The organism is Streptantibioticus parmotrematis (assembly GCF_019890615.1).
GTDB classification, from domain to species: Bacteria; Actinomycetota; Actinomycetes; order Streptomycetales; family Streptomycetaceae; genus Streptantibioticus_D; species Streptantibioticus_D parmotrematis.
The window spans coordinates 35,958-62,193 of record NZ_JAINVZ010000006.1; the positions used below are offsets into that span (position 1 = coordinate 35,958).

Consider the following 26,236-nt stretch of genomic DNA (forward strand, 5'->3'; position numbering starts at 1 on the left):
TTGCCGTAGGGGGTGTTCCGAGCCGGGTGAGGGCGGCGGTGCGACGGCCGTCGTTCAGCCGCTCAGCTCACCGGTGGACTGGAAGTACGAGATCATCGACCGGAAGTAGCCGGCTGTGATCTCCGGGTAGCGCAGCCCGGCGCGCTCCAGCAGCGCCGTCGTGCGCGCGTTGTCGTACACGTTGTCGCCGAGTTCGAGCGCGCCTTCGCGCAGCAACGGCACGGCGGCGGCCAGGGCGTTGTCCCCGCCGGTGAGCGACGCGTCCTCCAGGGCGCGCACCCACTCGTCGGCGGCCACGTCGAGCAACGGGTGTCCACTGTCCCGGATCGCGGTGTGGATCACGTCGAAGGGCACGCCGTCCGGGTGGAACAGGTGCCGCACCCCGCCGGTGGTCGTGGGATCGAGGGAGAGGGCGACGACCGCCTTCGCCACGAAGTCCACCGGCAGCAACTCGCTGGTGGCGCCCTTGGGTTCGGGGGCACGGCCCAGTTGGATGAAGCTCTTGATCTGCCGCCACAGGAAGTCCTCGGTCTGGCAGGCACCGGTGGCGCTGTCGGCGCTGATGCGGCCGATGCGGTGGACGGTGACCGGCAGTCCGCGCTCCGCGGCGGTCAGCGCGAGGCGTTCGGCGACCCACTTGCTCTGGGTGTAGCCGATGCTCAGCGTCTCGTGCTCGCGCGGCACGCTGTCCTCCGTGATGACACCGGGGTGCCCGGCGGGGGAGAACACGGCCAGGGTCGACATGTGGTGCACGGCCTTGACCCGGCGGCGCGACGCGAACTCCAGGACGTTGAGCACGCCGTCCACGTTGTCCGGCTTCACCGAGGCGTAGGGGGCGACGAAGTTGATGCGCGCCGCCGCGTGGTGCACGGTGCCGACGCGGGCCGCCAGCGCGTCGTAGTCGTCGGCGGCCAGACCGAACCGGGCGCGGGCCACGTCACCGGGGAGGGCCGTCACCCGTCGCGGGGTCAGCGCGTCCGCGAAGCCGTACGCCGTCGCGGTGTCCCGCAGCCGTTCCCACGCGGCGTCCTGGTCGGCGGCGCGTACGAGGCAGTGCACGTGGCACGTCGTGGCGGTCAGCAACTCCCGCAGCAAGTAGGCGCCGAGGAAGCCGGTCGCGCCGGTCAGCAGGACCTCGCGGACGTCCGGCGGCGCCATGCGGTCCGGCGGCCTGATGTGATCGGGCAGGACCGCGTCGGACGCCAGATCGGGGACGGACAGCGCGGTGGCGTCGTCGCCCTCCAGCAGCCGGTCGATCCTGACGGCCATCCCGGAGACCGTGGGGTCCTCGAAGAGCGCCCGCATCGGCACCTCGACGCCGTACACCTGCCGCAGCCGGTAGGTGAGCGCGGTCGCGAGGATGGAGTGCCCGCCGAGCGCGAAGAAGTCGTCGTCCGCACCGACTTGACCGGTCTTGAGGACGTCCGCCCACTCGCGGGCGATCTCCCGCTCGCGCGGTGTCGCCGGTTCGCGCCCGGCAGGGGACGGCTCGTCCGCGGTGAACAGCGCCGGGAGCGCCTTGCGGTCGATCTTGCCGCTCGGGGTGGTGGGCATGCGGTCGAGACGCACCAGCGCGGACGGGAGCATGTAGTCCGGCAGGCCGCCGCCGAGGGCACGCCGCACGGTGGCGACGTCCAGCGGCTCGCCGGACACCACGAATCCCACCAGCCGGGTGTCGCCGGGCCCGTAGGCGACGGGCACCACGGCCGACGCGGTGACCGGCTCCAGGGAGGTGAGCGCCGACTCGACCTCGGCCGGTTCGACACGGTACCCGCGGATCTTGATCTGGCCGTCCGTCCTGCCGAGGTACTCGAACTCCCGGTCCCGCGTGACGCGCACCAGGTCGCCGGTCCGGTACAGCCTGCCGCGGCCCGACGGGTCGAAGGGGTCGGCGAGGTAGCGCTCCTCGGTCTCCTGCGGGCGGTTGTGGTAGCCGGGGGAGATCACGTCGCCGCCGATGTACAGCTCGCCGGGGACGCCCTCGGGCACGAGGTTCATCCGCTCGTCGAGGCAGAGCAGCTTCAGGCCGGGGACACCGGCACCGATGGGCGGGGCGTCCGGCCAGTCCTGCGGGCGCCGGGACAGCTCGTGGGACGTGGCGAGATGCGTCTCCGAGGGGCCGTACATGTTGAGCAGCCGGGCGCCGGTGTGACGGGCGAAGAACTCGCGGATCTGCGGTGTGACCACGAGCTGTTCGCCCACCGAGGCCACCTCGACCAGCTCGTCGAAGACCCGGTCCGATCCGGCGGTGACCGCCGCGAGCTGGTGCACCGCGATGTACGGCAGGTACATCCGGCCGATGCGCTCCCGGGCCACGAAGTCCGCCAACAGGTCCAGATCGGTGCGCAGTTCCTCCGGCACCAGCACGAGCGTCCCGCCCGCGCACAGGGTGCCGAAGATCTCCATCAGCGAGACGTCGAACGACAGCGACATGTACTGCGACGTCCGCGTCCACGCGCCGCACGGGGACAGCGCGGCCTGGGCGGCGACGAGGTTGGCGATGGTGACGTCGTTCACCACGACACCCTTCGGCCGGCCGGTGGAGCCCGAGGTGTAGATGACGTAGATCTCGTCGCCGGTGGACTTGCGGGGGCCCAGGTCGCGTTCGTCGGCGGCGTCGGGGCCGTCCACGCCGTTCTGACCTGGCGGCACGTCGCGGCCCACCACGAACCGCTCGACGCCGGACGGCAGATGCGGCGCGTCGTCGTCGGTCACCACGAGCCGCACGTCGGCGTCGCCGAGCATGAAGGCGACGCGGTCGGCCGGGTAGTGGGGGTCGAGCGGCACGTACGAGGCGCCGGACTTGAGCACGCCCAGCAGTGCGGCGATCTGGTCGGTGGACCGGTCGAGATGGAGGGCGACGCGGTGCCCGGGTCCGGCGCCGCGTGCGACGAGCGCGTGAGCCATCCGGTTGGCGCGGGCGTTGAGTTGACGGTACGTCAGTATGTCGCCGTCGAACTCCAGCGCCGTGGCGTCCGGGGTACGGGCCGCCTGCGCCTCGAACAGCTCGGCGACCGTCCGGTCGGCCCGCGTCTCGGCCGTGCGGTCACACCACTCCAGCATCCGGCGGCGTTCGTCCCCGTCCAGCAGCCCGATGTCCCCGACCGGGGCGCCGGGGCGCTCCACCAGCGCGTCGAGCACGTGGAGGAAGTGCCGGCTCATCGCCCGCACGGTGTCCCGGTCGAACAACGCGGTGTCGAACTCGAAAATACCGTGCAGCCCCGTGCCGTCCTGCTCCACGAGCAGCGTCAGGTCGTACTTGGCGCTCTGGCTCGGGTACAGGTCCACGTCGATGTCGAGCCCGAGCCCCTCGACGGACCCGAGGCCGGAACTCGGCATCACGAACGTCGTCTGGAACAGGGGCGAACAGCTCTGGCTGCGCGGCGGGTCCAGGCGCTCCACCACCTTGTCGAACGGCGCGTCCCGGTGCGCCAGCGCCCCGGTGACCTCCGTCGCGACCTGCCGCAGCAGCTCCCTGCCGGTCATATCGTCGTCCACCTGGTGGCGGGTGGCGACCATGGTGACGTAGTAGCCGATGGCATGAAGGCTCTCGGCCGAGTCCCGCAGCGAGACCGGTGTGCCCACGCAGATGTCGTCCTGCCGCGCGTACTTGCGCAGGAAGACGGCGTACGCGGCCATCAGCAGCATGAACGGGGTGACGCCCTCCCGCGCCGCCCGTGCCACGAGCCGCCTCCCCAGGTCCGTGGGAACGGCGAAGCGCAGCACCTCGCCGTCGTGGGACTGGACGGCCGGGCGGGGGCGGTCGAGCGGCAGGTCCAGCAGGGGCAGCGGGCCGCGCAACCGATCCTCCCAGTAGGCGAGGTGCTCCTCCAGGACGGCGGGCGTGACCGCCGTGCGCTGCCGCCGGACGAACTCCCGGTACTGCGCGGGCTCCGGCACCGGCTCCGGCGCCCTGCCGGTGGCCGCCTCCTGGTAGGCGCCCAGCCAGTCGGTGAGGAAGACGCCCGCCGAGGCCGCGTCGAAGACGATGTGGTGCACGTTGCACACCACGTGGGTGGTGCCGTCGTGGTGGCGTACGCAGCAGACCCGCAGCAGTGGTCCACGCGCCAGGTCGAACGAGGTCTCCGTCACCTCGCGCACCAGCTCCCGCAACGCCTCGTCGTCCCGGCTGTCCCGCACCGAGAAGTCGAATCGCGCCGTGTCGTCGACGAGTTGACGCACCACGCCGTCCTCGACGGCGAAGGCCGTGCGCAGGGCCTCGTGCCGCAGCACCACCATCCGCAGGCTCTGCCGCAGCAGTTCGGTGTCCACCGGACCGTTGAACCGCACGACGAACGGCGCGTCGTACGCCGACGGCTTGGCGGAGAACTGGTCGAGGAACCAGATGCCGGCCTGCCCGGGGGAGGCGGGCAGGGAGACCTCGCCCTCCGGGTGGCCGGGCTCGTCCGCCGCGTCCCCGTGCCCAGCTTCCGGCTGGCCGTGCTCGCCCGCCGCGTCCGCCTCGGGTGCCTGCCGCTCCCGCTCCCGTTCGACGAACGCCGCGACCCCGCGCACGTCGCCGTGGCGCAGCACGTCGTGCGGTGTCACGTCGAGGGCGAACACGGCCCGCAGTGTGTCCGCGAACCGGACGAGTTCGGGCGAGGAGGAGGTGTGCCCGGTGAAGGGGTCGGACACCGTGGTGTCGGCGTCACCCGTGACGTCCTGCCAGATCCGCAGGACCACACCCTCCAGGATGGTGTCCATCAAGTCGCGCCTTCCGGATGTCTGAGTGAGCGGGATGCGGCGGTGAGCGACGGGTCAGCGGGGCAGGCCCGAGGCGCGCTTCTCCTCGATGTGCGCGGCGAGTTTGCGCACGTCCCCGTTGCGGAAGATCTCCTCGGCGGTCACCTTGACCGCCAGGACCTTCTCCAGGGTCGAGGCGAGTTGCACGAAGTGCAGTGAGTTGCCGCCGTGGCCGAGGAAGGGGTCGTCGACCGCCACCTCCGGGTCACCGATGATGTCCCTCCAGACCTGCAGGACCACGCCTTCCAACGGGTTCGCCATGGGATTCGCACGCTTCCTTTCCTGGACGTCGTCCGGCTCGGTGAGCGCGGACCGGTCGGTCTTGCCGTTGACGGTGGTGGGCATCCGGTCGAGGTGGTGGTACGTCGACGGGACCATGTAGTCCGGCAGTTCGGCCATGAGCGCCGTGCTCAGAGCCATGGCGTCGAGCGCCTCGCCGTCGCGTGTCGTACAGAAGGCGACGAGCCGCGCCTCGCCGTCGGCGTCGCGGAACGGTTTGACCACGGCCTGGTCGATCGACTCGACGGCCCTGAGCGCCAGTTCCACCGCCCCGGTCTCCACCCGGTAGCCGCGCACCTTGACCTGGCCGTCGCCGCGGCCGGTCACCACGATGTCGCCGTCGGCGGTCACGTACGCGCGGTCCCCGGTCCGGTACACCGTCTCCCCGGTCTCCGGCGACGTGACGAACCGGCCCTCGCCGAGCGCGGCGTCCACGTACCCCAGGGCGAGTCCCGCGCCGGAGACGACGAGTTCACCGGGGTCCCCGGGCGGGCAGGCGGTCAGCCGCTCGTCCACCACCGCCATGCCCACCAGCGGCAGCGGCTTTCCCACCGGCACGGGGTCGGAGTCGGTGAGGGCGTCGGGATCGACGGGGAAGAGCGCCGAGATCGCGGAGTTCTCCGTGCAACCGTAGCCGTTGAAGATCCGCACCGACGGCTCGCGGGCCGCGCGCCGCAGATGCCGCGGCGAGGGGAAGTCGCCGCTGACGAACACCGCACGCAGCTTCGCCAGCGCGGCCGGCTCGTTGTCGACCAGGAGGTTGAACAGCCCGCACGGCAGGCTCAGTAGGGTGACGCCCTGCTCCTCGACGATCCGGCGCACGACGCTCAGCGACGGGAGCCCGGGCGGCAGGACGGCCAGCTTGGCGCCGTTCAGGAACGTCAGCCAGACCTCGTTCATCGAGGCGGCGAAGGAGGGCGCCGCCTGTTGCAGCAGGCAGTCCTCCTCGGTCAGTGCCAGGCCCGGTACGGGCAGGGCGAGCCGGGCGAGTCCCCGGTGCGCGATCCGCGTTCCCTTCGGCCTGCCGGTGGAACCGGAGGTGTACAGCACGAAGGCGGTGTCCTCGGGGGATGCCACGGGGGCGAGGTCGCCGTCCGCCAACCGGCTTGCCTGTACGAGCAGTTCGTCCGCCGTGAGGTCCTCCGCGCCGGACCATCGGGGCGGGTCGGCTTCTTCCTGCTGATGCACGACGAGGCGGACGCGGGCCTCGGTGACGATGTGATCGAGCATGCGGCGCGGATGCGCGGGGTTGAGCGGCACGACGTGACCGCCCGCCTTGAGGACGCCGAGCATGACCACGTACAGCTCGGCCGACCGGTCGAGGTGGAGACCGACGGCGGTGCCCCGCTCCACGCCGTGGCTCCGCAGTTGTCTGGCGGCCTGGTTCGCGAGGGAGTTGAGCCGGGCATACGTCAGCGACGACCCCACGCGGGGCCGCGGCGCGCCCTGCGGTGGCGCGTCGACGACGAGGGCGGTGCGGCCGCCGTGCCGTGAGACGGTCCGCTCGAACAGCGTGGGCAGCGATCCGAGCGGTTCCAGCGCTTGATCTGCGGACATGCGAGGCGCCCTCCATCGACCCGCACGAAGGACGGCGAACGCTGTCCCCCGTTGGTGTAAGAAGCGGAATCAGTGCCCGCGCCCCGGCAGAGGCGCCCTGGCATCACCTGATGATTTCCGAACAGAAATCATCATGGGCATCCAAAAAAAGAGCTGTCAAGCAGATGAATATGAACGGGGGGTGCCGCTTATGCCTGCTTCGGTGGGTGACGTGGATGTCAGGGGTTCGAGTGCGAGGAATGACGTGCGGGGGCGGTGAAGTGCGGGCCCGGGCACGTCATTCGGCCTGGTGGTGCGGTGTGCGGCGCGATCACGGTCGTGCGGCCGTCCGGCTCGCCCGGGCGCGGGATCGGCGCCCCGGAGAAGGCTGACGGGCTGCCCGGCGGCCACCTGGTGACTCATGAGGAGTCGTCATCGCCCCTGAATCCGCGGCGACGTGACGGAGAGGCAAAGATTTCCGGATGGAAACCGGTTGGTCGCAGAGTGTGAAGGCCGTAGTGCGGCCGATGCGCCGACGGAGGTCTCCGCCCCCGGTGCGGGGACGGAGACCGGGGCACGCCGACGTCGCCGCCGGACGGGCCGGGTCACTCCGGCGCGTCGCTGCGCGCCTCTATCTGCGTGGCGAAGTCGCTCCAGACGTCCGCGCACGCGCGGGCCGCCTCGGCGATGGCCTCGGCGCAGTGGGTGGGGACACTGGCCGCCGCCCGGTCCAGCTCGGTGGCGCCGGCGCAGTTGGTGTCGAGGAGGCGCAACAGCACGCGCCCCACCTCGCTGTGACGCAGTGACGGGTCCCTGCGCAGCTTCTCCAGCGTCGAGGCGGGGATGCCGGTCGGCCGCCCCGGCCCGAACGGTCGCGTCGCCCGTCCGGCCCTCGCCCGCTCACGCGCCCCGGCCGCGGTGCCCACCTCACGGTCCAGGACCGCTGTTGAACGGCGGGTGACGAGCGGGGACTCGGGGCCCGTCGGGCGCGGTGCGGCCCCGGCGTGGTGCGCGCGACGGCGCTGCGGCACCGGATCCTGATTGCTGTCGAGGCGTTTGCGCACGTCACGCGCGGTGCCCAGGGAGATGCCCGCCTCGCGGGAGATCTGGCGCAAGGAGGCGTCCGGGTGAGCGGCGATCACGCTGACCGCGCGTCTTCTGCCCTCGGTCGGATCGACCGGGCGCACCCGGCCGTCGCGGCCGATCCGGGCGTTCGACTGGGGAACCTCCCCGGTTGAACGGCGGCGGATACGGGCGACCGTCTTCGTCGCCAGCCCGGTGGCCGCCGCGATGGCCCGGTCCGACCACTGCGGATGCGTGGTGAGGATGCGGGTCGCCGCGGCCGCGCGGTCACCGCGTGACAACGGCAGTCCGTGCGTCGCGTTGAGACGCACGGCGAGCACGAACGCGTCGTGCTCCGTGCCCTCGAAGTACCGGACCGCGATCGCGCTCTCGCCGCGCAGGGCGGTGGCTCTGAGGCGATGCATGCCGTCGATGACCCGCATGGTCTGCCGGTGGACGACGATGGGGGTGAACGGCTCCGGTGAATCGGCGAGGAGCAGTATGCGTTCTCTGTCCTCACCCGAGAGTCTGGGAGAATCGCCGGGTAACAAGGCGGCGAGGGGAACGGTTTCCGAGTCGCTGCTGACCGTTATACAATCTGTTTGGCTCACGGCTTCGCCCATCATAAAGCCTCCCTGTCCGGATCGAAGAAATCTCTGGAATAGGGAATTCCGCTGTGCGGGACGTGGCGCTCGACTGTCGGAGGAGTGAAACTTTCGGAAAAACTCCGGCAGTCGGAGTGGCGGACACTGTACAGGCTGTTCACAGGCTCTGGAAGGACGCTTAACGATTGCCGTCCTTCCGGCGCCGTTGCCGCGTCGGCGGGGGCCGCGAGCAGGGGTACGCCGACGGCGGGACGGCGCGGAACCCGCCGCCCCGAGGGCTGCGTCCATGGTCTCGCCGCCTCTCCGTTTCCCCGCCACGGTCCGGGTGCCGTAAGAGCCCCTTCACGTCTTCCCAACGCGTTGACTACCCGTCAAGTTCCGATCAATACAGGGGAATCGGCCTGTTTGTGGGCGTCGAGGACGAGTGCGGACGAGCGCGGCGTCGGAGGGTGCGCGTACCCGTACTCTCCGCCACGGTCGACGGTGTGACGAAGACCGGCTCACGCCCGGGCCTCCGATACGACGGCACCGGGCCGGCGGACCGTGGGGGCCGCGCGGTGACGTCGGAGTTCACCCGTGCGGGAGGGGCGTGGGACGCGCCGATCGGACCGGTCCGCGTTGCGCGAAGTCGGGTGAGCGACAGGCCGGTTGGGGGAGGGCGCGCAACGGGGTGAGGGTGGCGCACTTCACAGAGGGCCGGCCGGTGACGTCGTTCAGCCGGTGAAGCCGTGGTCGGCGAGGGCCTTCTCGATGCGGGCGCGATGCCGTGCCTCCCACTCGTCGAGCGTCTCCCCGGCCTCCTTCTCCAACTGCGCGCGTGCCGCCCGGAACACCTCGTCCTTCCTGGCGGCGGGTGTGACGACGACGCCCTCCTCGTCGGCGACCACGATGTCGCCGGGGTGCACCACGACGCCGCCGCAGCGCGCCGGTTCGCCCAGGGCCCCGATGGCCTTCTTGGTCCCCGGGATCGGGATCACACCGCGCCCGAGGACCGGGAACGCCGCCTCACGCGCCTCCGCCAGGTCGCGGATCAGCCCGTCGACCAAGAAGCCCGCGACCCCGCGGCGCTGCGCGACGGCGCACACGTTGCCACCGGCGAGCGCGTAGTCCAGGTCACCGGACTCGACGACGATCACCGAGCCGGGCCCGGCGCGGTAGATCGCCGCGTGCAGCATGAGGTTGTCGCCCGGCTCGCACCGCACGGTGTACGCGGGCCCCGCGAGCCGTGGCATCGGGGTCCACAGCGGGCGGATGCCGATGTCCATCACCTGGGCGCGCCCCAGGATGTCGGCGAGAGTGGTGGTCGGGACGTCCTGGTAGGAGCTGACGCCGTTCATCGGATTCCTCTCGCCAGTCGCTCACCCATACCGTCCGGCGGCCCGTTGCCCCGACGGTGCGGGCCGGTGCGAAGCGATCAACCGGCCCACCAGGAGGCGACCCTACAACCGTCGTCGCCGTCGTCGTCGCGCGGCCGGGCCGCCGGGGTCACTTCCCCCGGGCCACCATCGTCCACGGTTCGGGGCGGGCCAGGGCGAGGCGGGGCTTGCGGGCGGCCCAGTGGCGGACCGCGTCGGCCATGGCCGCGGCCGGGTCCTTGACCGTGCGGGTCGGCTCGAACGGGCTGCTCATGCTCGTGTAACTCTGGAACATCGCCAGCAGTTTGACCGCCTCGTGCTGGAACGGGGACAGATAGCGTTCCGCCAGTGGCAGGAAGAAGCGGGTCCAGCTGTCGGTGGCCACGATCGGGGGCCGCGCGATCGGGTCGGCGCCGTGCGCCGCGCGGAACTCGTTGAGCGTCCCGCACGTCACGTCCAGCAGCTCACCCAGACGCAGGCTGCCCGCGCCGCCCGCCACGACCTCCGTGCGGGGCCGCGGCGGAGGATCGCCGAGCGTCGCGTCCACCACGGCCGCCGCGACCTCGTCGACCGGGCTGATCTCCGCGTAGCCGTCCGGATCGCCCACCACGACCGCCGCCAGGCCCGACGCCAGCGCGTGCAGCAGGGTGTACGGGCCCGAGAAGCGCGCGATCCCGCCGTCGCCGCGCCGCCCCACGATCAACGGCGGCCGCACCATGGTGAGCGGTCCCGGATGCTCCGCCCGGACCACCTCCTCGCACCGCGCCTTCGACCACTCGTAGCCGTTGCGATACCCCTCGAACTCGGCACCCCGCAGGTCCTCCGGATTGCGCATGCCGCCCACATACGCCGTCGAGACGTGCACCAGGTGGGTGCCGGAGTCCGCCAACTCCAGTACCGCGCGCAGCGGTTCGACGTTCGACGCGAACGCCTCCTCGCGGCTGAGCGTCCAGCGGGTGGAAGCCGCGGTGTGCACGATGACGTCCCAGTGGCCGTCCAGCGCGGCGGGCACGGGATGTTCGCCGATGGTCCAGCTCACCACGGAGGCGTCCGGGGCGCGCCGCGCGGTGCGCGTGACCGACAGCTGCCTGCCGTCCGCCGCGCCGCCGAGAGCGGCCACCACCTCGGTCCCGACGACGCCGGTGGCACCGGTGACAAGGATGCGCATGGGATCCGTTCCGTTGGGTTGGTGGGAGGGGAAACGGTCAAGAGGGGCCGCGTGCCGATCAGTTCGGCGGCGTCAGCACCAGGCACGCGTTGTGGCCGCCGAAACCGAAGGAGTTGGACAGCACGGGGCCCACCGGCACCGGTCGCGGTGCGCCGGTCACCAGGTCGACCAGATGGGCTTCGGGGCTCTTCGTGGTGTTGGCGACCGGCGGCACCGCGCCCGCGCTCGCGCACGCCAGCGCCAGCACCGCCTCCACCGCGCCCGAGCCGCCGATGAGATGGCCGGTGACGCCCTTGACGGCGGTCAGCGGCGGAGGGGACCCCGCGAAGCAGCGGTCGACGGCGATCGCCTCCGCGCGGTCGTTGAGCAGTGTCGAGGTGCCGTGCGCGTTGACGTGGACGATGTCGGCGGGCCGCAGCCCCGCGTCGGCGATGGCGCGGCGCATGCACGCGGCCGCCACCGTGCCGTCCTCGTGCGGTGCCACGATGTGGAACGCGTCGCAGTTCTCCGCGAACCCGCTCACCTCGCCGTACACTCGCGCCCCGCGCGCCACCGCCACGTCCCACGGCTCCAGCACCACCATGGCGGCGCCCTCGCCCATCACGAAGCCGTCCCGTTCCGCGTCGAACGGGCGGCTGGCCAGGTGGGGCGCGTCGGTGCGGGTGGACAACGCGCGCATGCGGGCGAAGCCACCCATGATCACCTTGGTCACCGCGGCGTCCACCCCGCCCGCCACGGCCGCGTCCAGCTCGCCCGTCCTGATCCTGCGGGCCGCCTCACCGATCGCCGTGGTGCCGCTGGCGCAGGCGGTGGAGTACGTGGAGCACGGGCCCCGGAAGCCGTAACGCATCGCGATGCGGGAGGCGGGCGCGTTGGACATGGAACGCGGGACGGTGTGCACGGGCATGTCGATCGGCCGGTCGCCGTGGTCCAGGGCCGCCTTCTCCATGCTGGGCAGTCCGCCGATGCCGGTGCCGATCTGCACGCCCACCCGGTCCCGCGACAGGTCGGCGGGCAGCGCGGCCTCGGACACCGCGTCGGCCGCGGCGCACAGCGCGAGCGTGGTGGCCCGGTCGATCTGCCGTGCCTCCCGCCGGGTGACGTACGCCTCCTCGTCGAACGGCGGCACCAGACAGGCGAACGGGACGGGCAGGTCCGCCTCCACCAGGTGTCCCACGACGGAGGCGGTGGACTTCGCCGCGAGCACCGTCCCGTGGGCCTCGGCCAGCGTCGTGCCGGCCGGGCACTTCACCCCGATGCCGGTGATGGCGACGCGGATCCTCCGTGCGGTGTCCCGTGCGGTCACGACCGCTCCCTCAGGCGCTCTTCCAGCAGGTCGACCGCGTGGCCGACCGTTTCGGCGAGGGTGAGGTCGCGGACCTCGATGTGCACGTCGAGCGCCTTCTCCAAGCGCGCCCCGATGTCCATGAGTTCGAGGCTGTCGACGCCGTAGTCGGCGACCAGGCTCACGTCGTCGCCGATCTCCTCCGGCTCGGTGCCGATGACGTCGGCGACGGCGGTCCTGACGGTGTGGGCGATCTCGTCACGGGTACGGGTGGGGGTGGACATGTGCGTTCTTCCTCCGGTACGTGCTTCAGCTCGCGGGGTGCCCGGCGGGCGGGACCGGCCGGACGGGCTCGGTGCGCTTGGCGGGGGCGGGCAGGGTGCGCTCCGCCGCGGTCAGCGCGGCGTCGAGGATGCCGATCGCCTGCCCGACGTCCGCCTCCGCGCAGGCCAGCGAGGGCAGCAGGCGGATGGTGGTGGGACTGCTCAGGCAGGGCGACACCAGCAGTCCCGCGTCGGCGAGTTCGACCACGGCGGTCCCGGCGGCGGGGCGCGATACCAGGTCGACGCCGCGCAGCAGGCCCCGGCCCCGGACGGATGCCACGACACGCGGATGCCGCTCGCGCAGCCCGGCAAGGCCCGTGTCGAGCAGTGAGGCCAACCGGTCCCCGTGCGGGGCGAGTTGTTCGATGGCGGCGAGCGCCGCGGGCAGCGCCGCGCAGCCGAGCGGCTGTCCGCCGAACGTCGCCGAGTGCAGGAACGGATCGGCCGCCAGCGGCGCGTACAACCGCTCGGAACACACCACCGCCGACAGCGGCACCACACCGCCGCCCAGCGGTTTTCCCACGAGCACCGCGTCGACCGGCAGCCCCTCCGCCAGCGCCACCGACCTTGGTCCGCAGCGCCGCAGCCCGCACTGGATCTCGTCCGCGATCACGAACGCGCCGTGCCGGTGGGCGTCCTCGCACCACTGGCGCAACGTCTCGGTGGGCAACGCGACGGCACCGTTCTCACCCTGCACGGGTTCGAAGACCACGGCGGCCAGGGACCGTTCGGCCGCCGCCTTCGCCACCGCGTCCGGATCGTCCGGATCGACGTGCGTGACGTCCACCGTCACACCGCTCAACCCGGCCCGGAACAACGGACTGTGGGTGAGCGCCAACGCCCCCAGCGACTTGCCGTGGAAACCCCCGCGCACGGCGACGATCCCGCCGCGCCCGGTGGCCAGCCGCGCCAGCTTGACCGCCACCTCCACGGCGTCGGCGCCGTTCAGCCCGAAGTACACCTTCGGCAGCGCGTCGCCGAAGTACCCGGAAAGGCAGGCGGCGGCCCGTGCCGTCACCGGGTTGGACAGACTGCGGGTGGACGTGGGCATGGTGTCCAGCGCGGCGCGCACGGCCTCCACCACGGCGGGGTGGCGGTGGCCGAGCAGGGTGACCGCGTAACTGCCGAAGTCCAGCGCCTCGCGTCCGTCGGAGAGCGTCACCCGGCAGCCCTCGGCCGACGCCTCGACGGCGCCGTGCCCGGCGAACGTCCCGGTCAGGGCCAGCTTGGGCGAGAAGTGACGGCGGATCAGGTCGAAGGCCCGCTCGGCGGAGACCGGCCCCGGATCGGGCACGCCGTCCACCGGGATCACCCGCCCGCCGTCCTCCCGCGCGCCCAGCGGGCCGCTCACCGCACCGCTCCCGGTTCCGGGCGTACTCTCGCCGCCGCCAGACGCCGGTCCAGCGCGGTCAGCATCTGCGCCGCGTTCTCCCGCAGGGCGTCGGCGGCCACCCCGTCCAGCATCTCGGCCAGCAACGGGATGCCGATGTCGAAGTCGACGTGCAGCGAGACGGTACTGCCTCCGGCCGGCCCCGGAACGACCGCCCAATGACCGGTGAACTCGCCGAGATCACCGGCGACTTGGCGGAAGTCGAACCGGCGGGCGTCCGGATCGATGACCTCCGCCTCGGTCCAGCGCAGCACCGACCCCTTCAGGCGCACCGACCAGGAGGTCGTGCGATGTCGGTCGTCGGCCTGGTCGACCAGGTCCACGGACTCCACGTTGTCCATGCAGTCCGGGTACGACCGCACGTCGACCACCGCGGCCCACGCCTCGTCGACCGGGGCGGCGATGCTCAGTTCCACGTCCACTCGTGGCATGGGATCAGACTCCTTCGTCGTCTGTGGCGGAGGCGGGCCGGTCGTGGCGGTGGTCCGCTGGGGAAGTGGGCCGGTCGTGACGGTGGTCCGCGGGGGAGGCGGGGCGGCCGTCGGAGGCCGGGGCGTCGTCCAGCAGCGCCGCGTGCGGGCCGAGGGTCTCCGCGAGGGCGGCGGACAACGCGGCGGGCAGCACCCTGCGCAGCACCGCCCGTGCCGCCGGCCGGACGTGGGTGACGGCGTAGACCTGCGGTACCAGGTCGCAGCCGAACTCGACCTTCGGCGTGTACGCGGTCTGCGCGAAACGGATGTGCGCGCATCCCGACTCCAGCGCCAGCCGGATCGCCGCGTAGTGCACGACGTGGTAGAGCCGGGCGTCGTGCGCGAGGCGGTAGTCCAGGCCGATGCGCGCTCCGGTGGCGCCCTTGCCGGAGAACAGGCACAGCAGGAACGCCACCAGCCGGTCGCCCTGGAAGCACGCGACCAGACGGCGGCGCGGCTGTCCGCTCGCCTCGACGGCGGCCAGGAACGTGGGATCGAGGGAGTCGAGCGTCTGGTCCGCGCGGTCCATGACCTGCCGGTACAGGTCGAAGACCTGCGGCAGCAGCGCGGCGAAGTCGTCCACGACCTCCACGCGCAGATCGTCGCGCGCCTCGAACTTGCGCGCCTTGGACCTCAGGTTGCGGCGCGGCTTCGCGGGCAGCGACGTCACGTACTCCTCGAACGAGCCGTGACCGAGGGCCAGTTGGGTGTCCGGCATGCTCGGCACGAAGAAGAACCCGGCACGCGACAACTCTCCCCGCAGCGGCGCGAGTTCGGCGGGCGCGAAGTCCTTGAACACCACCGTTCCCAGCCGTTCGCTCCGGGCGAAGCGCAGCACCGCGTCCACCATCAGCCGCACCACCTCGCGCGGCGGCGCCCCGGCGCTCAGCAGATGGCCCTGCCCAAGCAGGTTGCCGCACAACAGCATGGGAATGCGCAGCAGTCGCGGACACACCTTCCGCACCGGAGCCAGCAGCCGCCGCTCCTTCGGCCCCACGACGTCGTCCAGCCGCAGGTCGCGGAAGAGGCACAACGGCAGCACCGCCACGACGTCCGCACCGCGCCGGGCCACCAGGTACGCGTAGCCCTCTGGGCCGATCGCGCCGCGTTCCATCGAGGCGAACAGCCCGCGCGACCACATCGGGTCGTCCGGGGGCGCCAGCGCCTCCCACACGGCCGCCGGGAGCGCGTCGACACCGCGCACCACCTCGACGCGGTACGCCCCCGCGCCGCCGAAGTCCGTGCCCGTACCGCCGGACCCCTCGCCGCCAGGTCCTTCACCAGCGGGCCCGGAGGCGTCGCCCGCCCGTATCGCGGTGCCCTCGCGTTCCGTCACCGAATCCTCCGCCCGCCTCGTCGTCGCGTCCTGTCCGCCATCGCGCGCCCCCTCACCCGATGCGCAGCCGGGCGCCGTCGAGGTACTCGCGCAGCGGCGCGCCCATGCGGGAGCGGGACGGCGGATGGAAGGCCAGTCCCGCGGCGGCCGAGGCGAGGTACGCGCCGTCCGGCGAGCCGATGAACGCCATCCCGCCCAGCGCCTCGACACACGCCCTGGTGGTCCGGGTGATGGCGTCCTGCGCCGCGTACCGCGCGGTCAGCGCGCCCACCAGCAGCGTGTCGTCCCACGCGCTGTCGTCCATCGCCCGGGCGACCGCCTCCACCGCGAGCATCGCCGCGTCCACGTCCACCATGAACCGCGCCGGATCGTCCCCGGGGCCGCCGGTGCGCTCCAGCACCCGTTCGACCAGCGCGCTGGCGATCCCGATGTACCCGGCGGTCAGCAGGAGTTCGAACCACAGGAACCCGGCGACGTTGAGCGAGTCCGGCACGGCGTCGGCGGTGACCTCGGTCGTCACCACCATCTGCGGGTCGAGTTCGACGTCGGTCAGCACCACCTCGTCGCTCTCCGCGCCCGCGAGGACGGGTGTGCTCCAGAACGGCCGCACCGAGACGCCCGGGGTCTTCGCCGGGACGATGGCGACCGCGAGCCGGTCGGTGCCGTCCTCGTCGGCGAGCACCACGGACGCGGTCAGCAGGTCCATGGAGCGCGACAGGCTGCACGGCTTCTTGCTGCCGTTGAGCACCACGCGGTCGCCACGCCGCTGGGCGGTGATGTGCGGACGCAGGATGTTCTGGCCGGTGTTGCCCTCGGCGAAGCCGGACGCCAGCAGCATGCGGTTCTTCGCGATGGCTTCCAGCAGCAGCCCCTCCAGGCCGGTCCCGGCCTTCGCCGACTCGACCAGTCCGGCCACCGAGAAGTGGTGCATGGTGGTCGCCACCGCGAGCGAAGGGCAGCGCGCGCCGACCGCCCGTTGCACCCGTACCGCCTGCAACGGGCTCGCCCCGGCGCCCGCGTTCTCCTCGGGCACGAGCAGGCCGGGGCCGCCCGCCTCACGGAACGCGGCGATCGCCGGGCTGGGCGCGCGTTCCAGTTCCTCCAGCGGACGGTCGGCCAGGGCCTGGTCGAGGCCGGGCACGAGCTTGTCCATGGTCGCGCGCTCGACGTGCAGGAAGTTCACGGACGATGCCTCTCTCACGCAGGAATTCACGCTGGAGTTCACGCGGGACGACACGCAGGACGACACGCCTGACGCGGCGCCGGACGCTCAACAGGGCTCACGCAACGGGGAGTTGCCGAAGGCCCCACGCGCGCCGGCTACCGGATGGCGAGGGCGAGACGGTCGAACGCGCGCAGGCTGATGCTGTCGCGGCGCACCGGCGGCTCCGCCTCGTGCAGCCCCGGGAAACGCGTCAGCAGTCCCCGGATCGCCGTCGCGCCCTCCATCCGGGCCAGTGCCGCGCCCAAGCAGAAGTGCGCGCCCGCGCTGAAGCTGAGCACCCGCACGTCGGGGCGGCGCACCAGGAAGGGGTCGGGGCCCGGATGGCGGGCCGGGTCGCGGTTGGCGGCGGCGAGCACCGTGGTGACGTTGGCGCCCTCGGGGATGTCCACGCCGCCGATCCGGGCCGGGCGGGACGCGATGCGTTCGGTCATGCGGACCGGGGTGTCCCAGCGCAGCGACTCCTCCACGGCGTCCCGGGCCAGCGCGGGATCGTCGCGGACCAGGGCGAGCTGGTCCGGATGCGACAGCAACGCGTGGACGGTCAGGCCCAGCAGGCTCGTCGTGGTCTCGAACCCGGCGACGAAGACCAGCAGCAGGTTGTCCACCAACTCCCGCTGCGTCAGCCGCCCGTCGTCGGCGTCGCGCACCTGGAGCAGCGCGGTCGCCAGGTCGTCGGCGGGCTCGGCGCGGCGGCGCTCCAGCAGTTCGGCGAAGTACTCGCGCAGCGACTCCACGGCGTGGTCGGCGCGTTTGAAGTCCTCGTCGGTCCGCACCGGCTCCAGCAGCCGGCCGGCGTCCTGCCCGTAGCCGCGGAACCGCTCCTGGTCGGGGCGCGGCACGCCGATGAGGTCGCCGACCACGGCCACCGGCAGCGGGTAGCCGACGAGTTCCTGGAAGTCGGCGTGGCCGCCGTCGCCGGTGGCGTCCGCGAACCGGTCCAGCAGCTCCGAGACGGTCTCCTCCACCGGACCGCCCAGGGCGGCGACCCGCCGCGCGCTGAACGCGCCGCCGACCAGCCGCCGGATACGGGCGTGGTCGTCGCCGTTGGCCCGCAGCATCGAGGAGTAGAAGAACTCCGCCCCCGCGTGCTCGCGCCAGTCCGGCATCTCCCGCTCGCACCACTCCAGATCGGGCGTGCGGAAGCCGGGATCGGTCAGGACGGCCTGGCAGTCGTCGAACCGGGTGAGGAAATAGGTGTCCAGCGCCTCGTTGCGGTAAACGGGCGCCACCGCACGGAGCCCGGCCAGCGCGGGGTGCGGGTTCTCCTTGCCCTCCGGGGTGAACATCGAGAAGAGAAGCGTTTCTGGATCCACTGGTGCAGGCCCTTCCGCCGTAGGGGCGTGCCAAGTCCGTATGACGTGCCGTCACGGGAATTGACGTGCCGTCAGGCGAACGTGCTGGGTGTCACGGATGGAGGAGACGAGGGGCGATTGCTCGGAGCGACGTCCGTTCAAGTATCTACCGTTCGCGCAGTACGGGGCCTGCGAAGAAAGGGTGAGGCCAATATTGATCCCCGCCTGGCCGGAAAACGACCGGCGCATTCACCGGGGCCGGAAAGGCGCCCTTTCGCGCCGTGTGCGGATGCGGTAAGGGCGCTCATGAGGGGCGCGTGATCGCGTACTTGTGTCGCGTTCGGCGGATCATCGTAAGGGAATTTGATGACCCGTCAGTGAGATGCTTTTTGGCTTTTCTTTGGTGGTGATTATCCGGGCGGTGGGTACGCGGATGTCGCGGTGCAATCCGGCGGCCTTTCCCGGGCCGGGAGGCGCGCCGCCGCCCGTTCAGGCCAGCAGGCCCGCCGCCAGGTGGTCGGCGCCCGGGCCGAAGCCGGGCAGGGCGAGGAAATAGCCGCCGCCGGTGGGCTGGACGTAGTCCACCAGCGGCTCGCCGGCCAGCCGGTGCTGAACGGCCTCGAACTGCCGCCGCACGTCCTGCTGGTAGCAGCAGAAGACCAGGCCCACGTCCAGGTCGCCGACCGCGTCGAGGCCCCGGTCGTAGGAGTAGCCGCGACGCAGGATGCGCTGGGCCGCGGTGGCCGCGGTGCGCGGGTTGGCCAGCCGGATGTGGGAGTCGAGCGGGGTGACCAGCCCGCGCGGGTCGGCCGCGAAGTCCGGCGGATCGGACTCGCGGGTGCCGTCGAGCGGGGCGCCGGAGTCGCGGCGTCGCCCGATCATGGTCTCCTGCTCCTGGAGCGAGACCCGGTCCCAGAACTCCACGAGCATCCGGATGATCCGGATCACCTGGTACGAGCCGCCCCGCGCCCACGCGGTCGCGCCCGTCCCGGCGTCCCCGGTCCAGATCAGCGCGTCCGCCACCCGGGGATCGGCCACGGCGGGCTGCGAGGTGCCGTCCTTGAAGCCGAGCTGGTTGCGCGGGGCGCCGTCCGGCCTGGGCGCGGGCAGGAAGCCGTCCGCCTTCCACACCGGCTGCATGGCTCCCCGGGTGTGCTTGGCGATGTCGCGCAGCGCGTGCATCACCGTGTCACGGGAGTCGGCGCAGATCTGGAGCGAGATGTCGCCGTGCAGTTCGGTCGACCCGGCGACGTGGTCGTCGGGGAAGACCGGCATGGTGGTCAGCCCGGCGGGCTTGCGCGCGGCCAGCCCGAAGCGTTCGTCGAACAGCGACGCGCCGACGCCGACGGTCACCGTCAGCCCGTCGCCCGGCAGCACGCCTCCGAGCAGGCCGCTGTCGGCGGGCGGCGAGACCAGGTCGGTGGCGGGCACCGGGCCGCCCGCGGTGAGCGCCCGCACCCGGTCGGTCAGCGTCCGGAACAACGCGGTCAGCCCGGCCCGGTCGGACGCGATCACGTCGAACGCGGCGAAGGTGGCCGCGGCCTGCTGTTGCGTGGTGATCCCGGCCTGGTGGGGCCCTTCGCAGGGGAAGCGGCGACCCGAGGCGGCTGCGGACGGGGGAGCGGCGGCGAGCGCGCCGGTGGCGACGGCCGCCGCGGTCGCCGCGCTCGCCGTGGCACCGCGCAGGAAGGCACGCCGCCCTGGCGCGGCCGTCACGCGGACGTCCTCGGCGCCAGCAGCCCGGGAACCTCGGCCAGTTGCTCCAGCAGCCCGCCCAAGTCTCCTTCCAGAGAACGAAACTGAGTAGCAGTCAATTGACGCACCGGAATCCACGTCCCGTTCGCGGAGCGGCAGGACCGCACCTGGGCCTGCACCGCCGACACCTCACGCGTCAGCGAGGACGCCAGCCGTGGGTCCCGGGGGCGCAGCAGCGGGGTGAGGACGCCCAGCACCTCACGGGTGCCGTCGAGGTTCGCGTCGAGGGTGGCCAGCGTGGTGCCGCTGCCGTAGTCGGCGGCCCCGGTGAGCTGGAACTGCATCGCGTTCTCCAGGATCTCGTGGGAGCGCAGCGGCAGGTCGCCCGGGTCGACGTCCTCGCTGGGGAAGTCCCGGATCAGCCCGGCGACGTCGGAGACCAGCCGGGTGGTCAGCGGGCGCAGGTCGGCGGCCGAGTGCCCGTGCCACAGGTCGTACTCGATCCGGTGGAAGCCGGTCCAGTCGGGCGAGTCGACGCCTTGCGGCAGCCCGTCGGCCCGCCCGTCGATGGCGTCGTCGAAGTCGCCGAAGGCGGTGTACGCGGCGCCCAGCCGCTCGTAGGCGAGGTGGGCGGTCAGCCAGCGGGACCTCGCCGCGGCCAGGTCGCCGTGCGCCACGGCGGAGTCCAGGGCGCGGGCGGCGGTCAGCAGGCCGGGCAGCGCGGCGGCGACCCAGGCACGGTAGGCGTTGACCGGAGCGGTCATGGCCAGGTCCGGGACCGGGCGGTACCCGGCCACCGCGTCGTCCGTGCGCCCGGCGACGGCCAGGGGACGCGAGGTGCGTACCGTTCCGTCGGAGAAGACACAGCGGAAGGCATAACTCCCGGCACTCAGCGCGGTGTTGAGGGCGACCGTATGCCCCGGAGCGATCCACGGGATCTCGGCGTAGACCTCGGCGCCGTCCGGCGAGGTGAGGTAGACCGTGGCGTACGGCGTCGCGCGGTCGGTCACCGTGAACGCCAGCCGCCCGGCGGGCAGACGGCCGCCCGGCGCACCGCACCGCGTGGCGTCCACCCCGAACGCGCCGCCGGGCACCGCCGTGCCGGCCCCCGCCCCGGCCGCCGACCCCGCGCAGACGGCGGCCACGACGAGCGCCGCCACCCCCGCCCCGGCCCGCCGCCACGACCACGGCTTCCGGCCGCTCTCACGGTCGGGAGCCGGGACGTGCGTGGCGACGGGGGAGGGCATGGCGAGGCGGGTCCTCTCGGGTTCGGCGGACGGGGACTCGGGCGTGACGAGCGGGGGAGAGAGGGGCAGGGGTGCCTAGTCCCAGATGTCGGTGATCGGGGTCGCGTCGGCGCTCTGGCCGACCGGCTCGAGACCGTACAGCTGCTCCAGCGTGGCGAGCAGGTCGTAGTGGTCGACGTCCTCGCTGTAGTGGCCCGTCTTGACGTGGTCGCCGACGATGATCGTGGGGATCTGGTTGTTCTCGGTGTAGTCGTCCTCGTCCCACGTGACGATCAGCAGGCTGTTGTTGGCCTTCGCCCAGGTCGCGTACGCGGAGAGGTTCTTGTTCAGCCAGGTGTCGGCCTGGTTGATGGTGCCGTCGTGCATGTCGTCGTCGAGGTTCGGGATGACGAACGAGAGCGTGGGCAGCGTGGAGTAGTCGGTGGGGAAGGACGAGAACGGGACCGAGTCGGAGGCGGGAACGTTGCTGAAGTTGATCCACGGGGAGTGCTTGCGCGCGTAGGAGCCCGACGTGCAGCTGGTCGAGCCGGTCTTCGGCAGGCCCTCCGAGTACCCCTTGAACGTCCGCCCCGAGGCGAGGAGTTCGGAGCCGAGGTTGGCGTCCGAACCCTCATTCACCGGGCAGCTGTCGGCGGTCAGGTCGTAGGTGCTGCCGCTGAACAGCGCCATGTAGTTGGGCTCGCTCGGGTGCGTCACCGCGAACGACGAGGTGAGCAACGCGCCTTGCGAGGCGAGGGAGTTGAAGTACGGGGCCTGCGAGGTGTTGCCGATGATGTCGGAGTAGGAGTGGTTCTCCTCCATCACCACGACGACGTGCGACGGGGTGGGGATGGCGTCTGCAGCCGCCTTGGCGGGGGTGGCCGAGGCGGCGGCGCCGTGCGGGGCGAGCGTCGCGGCGAGGACGGCGCCGGTCGCGGCGGCGACGGCGAACGGCACGGTGAAGCGCGGCCTGGGGCGCATGGGAGGCCTCCAACGGGCGGGGGGCGGACGGGACGGGCCGTACAGGGCGGGCCGGTCGTGCGGCCCGCGGCGGTGCGCGGTGCGTGCCGCCCACGCGAGCGCGCGGAAGCGGGCGTTCGGCATCCTGCGCCCCAACGATGGCGTGCACAGGACAAGTCGGCGGCGCGCGGGTGAACACCGGGCGGAGGAACGCGCCGGCTCCGGCGCCAGGAGGAACGCGCTCGCCCCGGCGCCAGGAGGAACGCGTCCGCCCCGGCGCCAGGAGGACGGCGCTCGCTCGGAGCCCGGGCCGCGCCCGCCTCACGTCACCTCGGCGATCCACAGGAGGATCAGCGCGAAGGGCGTCCCCGTGGCGCCGACCGCGGCGCCGATCCACAGCGCCCAGTACCCGCGCCCGACCACGGCCGGGTCGTCCGGCCGGGCCGGGTCGACGCGCACGGTGACCCGGTGGCCGTCGGGCCAGGGGCGGGACGCGGTGTCCCGGGAGGTGTGCTCGCGCCCGTCCAGCCACCAGTGGTAGTCGCACTGCGTCCCGGCGTCGTACCGGTCGCGGCACCCCGTCACCGTCGCGGACACCCGCGCGGTGGCCCGGCGGTCGAGACCGAGTTCGTGGAACCAGGCACTCATCGAGAACGCGAAGCACGCGGCGAACACCCACACCAGCACGGCCGCCGCCATCGTCCGGGGCCGCGCGTCGCCGTCCCGGCCGCCCAGCGCCAGACGCAGCACCCCGCAGACGATGCCGGCCGCGGCCGCGCCCACCGCGAGGACCCACCCGTCCCGCCACGGCGCGGTACCCCAGCGGGTCCAGGCGGCCAGCGCGGTACCGGCGAGCACCAGTCCGGTGGCGGCGTTGCCGGCCGCCCTCGCACCGCCGCTGACCGTCGCCGCCAGGGAACGGGCCGTGCCGTACGGCCGTGAGGGCAGGGCGCCGATGCGCCGCGTCGTGTTCATGCCGCCAAGGTCCCAACCACCACCACCGCGCACCAGCGCGATCCGCTGAACCCCCCTTTCAGCGTCGCTTACGGCCGCTCAGGTGACGCTCCGAGCCCCCGGGTTGCACCGGGCGCCGTGCCGGGAAGGCGCCCGCAATGAGGCAGTCACTCGCGCGCCGGGCGCGCAGGCGGTCGTCCGCAGGGCGTGAACGCCTGCGCTTCGACGGCTGGATCGCCGGGGTCGGCACGGCGTCCGGCACGCGGGTCGTCGTCGGCCACTGGACGCGCTCGCCGTTCGGCGCGTTCACCGACGTCATGGTCGAACGCGCGGACGGCACACGGACGTTGCTGGCGCCCACGACGGCGGTCGCGCGGTTCGTCGCCGACACCTACACGTTCGACGAGGTGCGGGTGGTCCCGGTCGCCGTGCGGGGCGGACCCGGCGGGGGCTGGTCGGTGACGGCGGGGCCGCTGGACCTGCGGTTCGCCACCGGGCGCCGGGGGACGCTCGGGACGCTGCTGCGGGCGGTGCCCGGCGCGCTCGCCGTCCGGCCGTCGTGGTGCGCCCTGCTGGACGTCCCCGCGCGGCTGCTGGCGGGGGTGCGCACGTACGGCGGCGCGGGCGGCGGGAGACGCGAGTGGTACGCGGCGCGCGACCTGCTGCCGATCACCGCGGCCCGCACCACGTTCGACGGCGTGGACCTGGGGGCGCTGCGGCCCGTGGTCCCCCCGGTGCGCTTCGGATTCGGCTCCACGCCGCCCGGGCCCTGCCTGGTACGGGTGACCTCGACGGTGGCCGTGCCGGGTACGCGGGCGACGGCGGCGGGGGAGCGCCGCCGTCGCCCCTGACGGCGTCGGTGCGTCAGAAGGTCAAGACGTCAGTGCGTCAGTACCTCAAGAGGCCGACAGCTCCGTGCGGACCGTGCGGGCCGCGGTCACCAGGTTCTCCAGGGAGGACCTGGTCTCCGGCCAGCCGCGGGTCTTCAGGCCGCAGTCCGGGTTGACCCACAGACGCTCGGCCGGAATCGCCTCCAGGCCCGCGCGCAGCAGCGTCGCGGCCTCCTCGGCGCTCGGCACGCGCGGCGAGTGGATGTCGTAGACGCCGGGGCCCGCCTCGCGCGGGTAGCCGTGGGCGGCCAGTTCCCGCGCGACCTGCATGTGGGAGCGGGCCGCCTCCAGGCTGATGACGTCCGCGTCGAGGTCGTCGATGGCCTGCACGATGTCGCCGAACTCCGCGTAGCACATGTGCGTGTGGATCTGGGTCTCGGGACGCACGCCGCTCGTGCTGAGCCGGAACGCCTCGGTGGCCCACGCCAGGTACGCCGGGCGGTCGGCCGCGCGCAGCGGCAGCGTCTCGCGCAGCGCGGGCTCGTCGACCTGGATGACCGAAGTCCCCGCCGCCTCCAGGTCGTTCACCTCGTCGCGCAGCGCCAGCGCCACCTGCCGGGCGGTCTCGCCCAGCGGCTGGTCGTCACGGACGAACGACCAGGCCAGCATCGTCACGGGACCGGTCAGCATGCCCTTGACCGGCCGGTCGGTGAGCGACTGCGCGTACGTGGTCCAGCGCACCGTCATCGGCTCCGGCCGCGAGATGTCGCCCGCCAGGATCGGCGGACGCACGTAGCGGGTGCCGTACGACTGCACCCAGCCGTGCTGCGTGGCGAGGTAGCCGGTGAGCTGTTCGGCGAAGTACTGCACCATGTCGTTGCGTTCGGCCTCGCCGTGCACGAGGACGTCGAGACCGGTCTTCTCCTGGAAGCCGATCACCTCGCGGATCTCGGAGCGCACCCGCTCCTCGTACCCCGCGGTGTCGAGCCGTCCGGCCCGCAACCCGGCCCGGGCCGCGCGCAGTTCGGACGTCTGCGGGAACGAGCCGATCGTGGTGGTGGGCAGCAACGGCAGCCGCAGGTGGGAGCGTTGGGCAGCAGCCCGGTCCGGGTACGGCTGGGAACGGCGGGCGTCCGCGTCGGTCACCGCGGCGGCCCGCTCGCGCACCGCCGGGTCGCGGATGATCGCGGAACCGGCGCGCGAGGCCAGGTCGGCCCGGTTGGCGGCGAGTTCGGCCGCGATCGCGTCGGTGCCCTGCGACAGGCCCTTGGCGAGCGTGACGATCTCGGCGGTCTTCTGCTTGGCGAACGCCAGCCAGCGCACGATCTGCGGGTCGATGTCGCGTTCCGCCGCCGCGTCCAGCGGAACGTGCAGCAACGAGCAGGAGGCGGATACGTCGACCCGGTCGGCCAGGCCCAGCAGGGTGCCGAGGGTGGACAGCGAGCGGGTCAGGTCGTTGATCCAGATGTTGCGGCCGTTGACCACGCCGGCGACCAGCCGCTTGCCGGGCAGTCCGCCGGCCGCCGCGAGCGCGTCGAGGTTGCCCGCCGCCGCGTCGGTGAAGTCCAGCGCCAGCCCCTCCACCGGTGCCTTCGCCAGCACCGGCAGCGCGTCGCCCAGGCGGTCGAAGTACGAGGCGACCAGCAGCTTCGGCCGGTCGGTGAGCGCGCCCAGCTCACGGTAGGCGCGGGTCGCCGCGTTCAGCTCGGCGGGGGTGCGGTCCTGCACCAGCGCGGGCTCGTCCAGCTGTACCCACTCGGCGCCCGCGGCCCGCAGGTCCGCCAGTACCTCCGCGTACACCGGCAGCAGCCGGTCCAGCAGCGTCAGCGGTTCGAAGCCCGGGTCGGCGTCCGGCGCGGGCTTGGACAGCAGCAGGTAGGTGACCGGGCCGAGCAGCACCGGGCGGGCGGCCAGCCTCAGCGCGACCGCCTCGGACAGCTCGGCGACCTGCTTGGCGGAGTCCGCGGTGAAGACGGTGTCCGGGCCCAACTCCGGCACGAGGTAGTGGTAGTTGGTGTCGAACCACTTGGTCATCTCCAGCGGCGCCACCTCCTGGGTGCCGCGGGCCATCGCGAAGTACCCGTCGAGGGTGTCCGCGGCGACCGCCGCGCGGTGGCGTTCCGGGACGGCACCGACCATCACGCTGGTGTCCAGCACGTGGTCGTAGTACGAGAAGTCGCCGGTCGGCACCTCGTGGACACCGGCGTCGGCCAGGGCGCGCCAGTTGGACCGGCGCAGTTCACGGGCGGTGGTGGCCAGCGCGTCGGCGGTGACCTTGCCCTTCCAGTAGCCCTCGACGGCCTTCTTCAGTTCCCGGTCGGGCCCCTGACGGGGGTAGCCGTACACGGTGGCCCGTGCTGCCGCGGCTGCGGGCTTCGCTGTCATGACTCTCCTTCGCGAGCGTGACTCGTGCGGTCACGGAAGGGGCCCGCGGGGCGCGAAGGGGACGACAGGCCGACGGCGCCGCGCCGGTCGCGTGGCGACGCGCGCGTGTCGTGCGGT

Annotated in this window: 18 protein-coding genes; 1 reads left to right on the plus strand and 17 read right to left on the minus strand. The window is 72.8% G+C overall.

Annotated features, from left to right (window positions below; translation table 11 throughout):
* Positions 1–54: 54 nt before the first annotated feature.
* The 16 genes from K7472_RS11510 to K7472_RS11585 form a co-directional block, all read right to left on the minus strand.
* Entirely contained in the window at positions 55–4,704 is a 4,650-nt protein-coding gene (locus K7472_RS11510) for a non-ribosomal peptide synthetase (protein WP_222976903.1), read from the minus strand.
* Positions 4,705–4,758: 54 nt separating this feature from the next.
* Entirely contained in the window at positions 4,759–6,579 is a 1,821-nt protein-coding gene (locus K7472_RS11515) for a non-ribosomal peptide synthetase (RefSeq protein WP_222976904.1), read from the minus strand.
* A 584-nt stretch (positions 6,580–7,163) separates the two neighbouring features.
* The gene (locus K7472_RS11520; protein WP_222976905.1) at positions 7,164–8,243 is read right to left on the minus strand and encodes a ParB/RepB/Spo0J family partition protein; all 1,080 of its coding nucleotides are present in this window, start codon (positions 8,241–8,243) and stop codon (positions 7,164–7,166) included.
* 695 nt (positions 8,244–8,938) lie between these two features.
* Positions 8,939–9,562, minus strand: a complete 624-nt coding sequence (locus K7472_RS11525; RefSeq protein WP_222976907.1) for an RraA family protein — start codon at positions 9,560–9,562, stop codon at positions 8,939–8,941.
* Positions 9,563–9,710: 148 nt separating this feature from the next.
* Entirely contained in the window at positions 9,711–10,748 is a 1,038-nt protein-coding gene (locus tag K7472_RS11530; RefSeq protein ID WP_222976909.1) for an SDR family oxidoreductase, read from the minus strand.
* A gap of 58 nt (positions 10,749–10,806) precedes the next feature.
* Positions 10,807–12,054: a beta-ketoacyl-[acyl-carrier-protein] synthase family protein gene (locus K7472_RS11535; RefSeq protein ID WP_222976910.1), complete on the minus strand. Its 1,248-nt coding sequence runs from the start codon at positions 12,052–12,054 to the stop codon at positions 10,807–10,809.
* On the minus strand, positions 12,051–12,317 hold the full coding sequence (locus K7472_RS11540; protein WP_222976911.1) for an acyl carrier protein: 267 nt from the start codon (positions 12,315–12,317) through the stop codon (positions 12,051–12,053). Before K7472_RS11540 ends, K7472_RS11535 begins: the two co-directional genes overlap by 4 nt.
* A gap of 25 nt (positions 12,318–12,342) precedes the next feature.
* Complete coding sequence (locus K7472_RS11545; protein WP_308013868.1) at positions 12,343–13,707, minus strand: aspartate aminotransferase family protein; 1,365 nt, start codon at positions 13,705–13,707, stop codon at positions 12,343–12,345.
* Positions 13,704–14,177: a type II toxin-antitoxin system RatA family toxin gene (locus K7472_RS11550; protein ID WP_222976912.1), complete on the minus strand. Its 474-nt coding sequence runs from the start codon at positions 14,175–14,177 to the stop codon at positions 13,704–13,706. The genes K7472_RS11545 and K7472_RS11550 overlap by 4 nt, the downstream gene beginning before the upstream one ends.
* 4 nt (positions 14,178–14,181) lie before the next feature.
* The gene (locus K7472_RS11555; RefSeq protein WP_308013869.1) at positions 14,182–15,552 is read right to left on the minus strand and encodes a GNAT family N-acetyltransferase; all 1,371 of its coding nucleotides are present in this window, start codon (positions 15,550–15,552) and stop codon (positions 14,182–14,184) included.
* Positions 15,553–15,604: 52 nt separating this feature from the next.
* A complete protein-coding gene (locus tag K7472_RS11560; RefSeq protein ID WP_222976913.1) occupies positions 15,605–16,735 on the minus strand; it encodes an acyl-CoA dehydrogenase family protein in 1,131 nt (376 codons plus the stop codon).
* A gap of 137 nt (positions 16,736–16,872) precedes the next feature.
* Positions 16,873–18,090 (minus strand): cytochrome P450, encoded by a 1,218-nt coding sequence (locus K7472_RS11565; protein ID WP_222976914.1) that lies wholly within the window; start codon positions 18,088–18,090, stop codon positions 16,873–16,875.
* A 468-nt stretch (positions 18,091–18,558) separates the two neighbouring features.
* Entirely contained in the window at positions 18,559–19,785 is a 1,227-nt protein-coding gene (gene efeB, locus K7472_RS11570; RefSeq protein WP_222976916.1) for an iron uptake transporter deferrochelatase/peroxidase subunit, read from the minus strand.
* The gene (locus K7472_RS11575) at positions 19,782–21,011 is read right to left on the minus strand and encodes an EfeM/EfeO family lipoprotein (RefSeq protein ID WP_222976918.1); all 1,230 of its coding nucleotides are present in this window, start codon (positions 21,009–21,011) and stop codon (positions 19,782–19,784) included. The genes efeB and K7472_RS11575 overlap by 4 nt, the downstream gene beginning before the upstream one ends.
* A gap of 75 nt (positions 21,012–21,086) precedes the next feature.
* Positions 21,087–21,971, minus strand: a complete 885-nt coding sequence (locus K7472_RS11580; protein ID WP_222976919.1) for an alkaline phosphatase family protein — start codon at positions 21,969–21,971, stop codon at positions 21,087–21,089.
* A 300-nt stretch (positions 21,972–22,271) separates the two neighbouring features.
* Positions 22,272–22,925: a DUF3592 domain-containing protein gene (locus K7472_RS11585; protein WP_222976920.1), complete on the minus strand. Its 654-nt coding sequence runs from the start codon at positions 22,923–22,925 to the stop codon at positions 22,272–22,274.
* A gap of 137 nt (positions 22,926–23,062) precedes the next feature.
* Between K7472_RS11585 and K7472_RS11590 the strand changes: the two genes are divergently transcribed.
* Positions 23,063–23,755 (plus strand): hypothetical protein, encoded by a 693-nt coding sequence (locus tag K7472_RS11590; protein ID WP_222976921.1) that lies wholly within the window; start codon positions 23,063–23,065, stop codon positions 23,753–23,755.
* A 45-nt stretch (positions 23,756–23,800) separates the two neighbouring features.
* Here the strand turns inward: K7472_RS11590 and metE are convergent, their stop codons facing one another.
* The gene (gene metE / locus K7472_RS11595) at positions 23,801–26,119 is read right to left on the minus strand and encodes a 5-methyltetrahydropteroyltriglutamate--homocysteine S-methyltransferase (RefSeq protein ID WP_222976922.1); all 2,319 of its coding nucleotides are present in this window, start codon (positions 26,117–26,119) and stop codon (positions 23,801–23,803) included.
* Positions 26,120–26,236 lie beyond the last annotated feature (117 nt).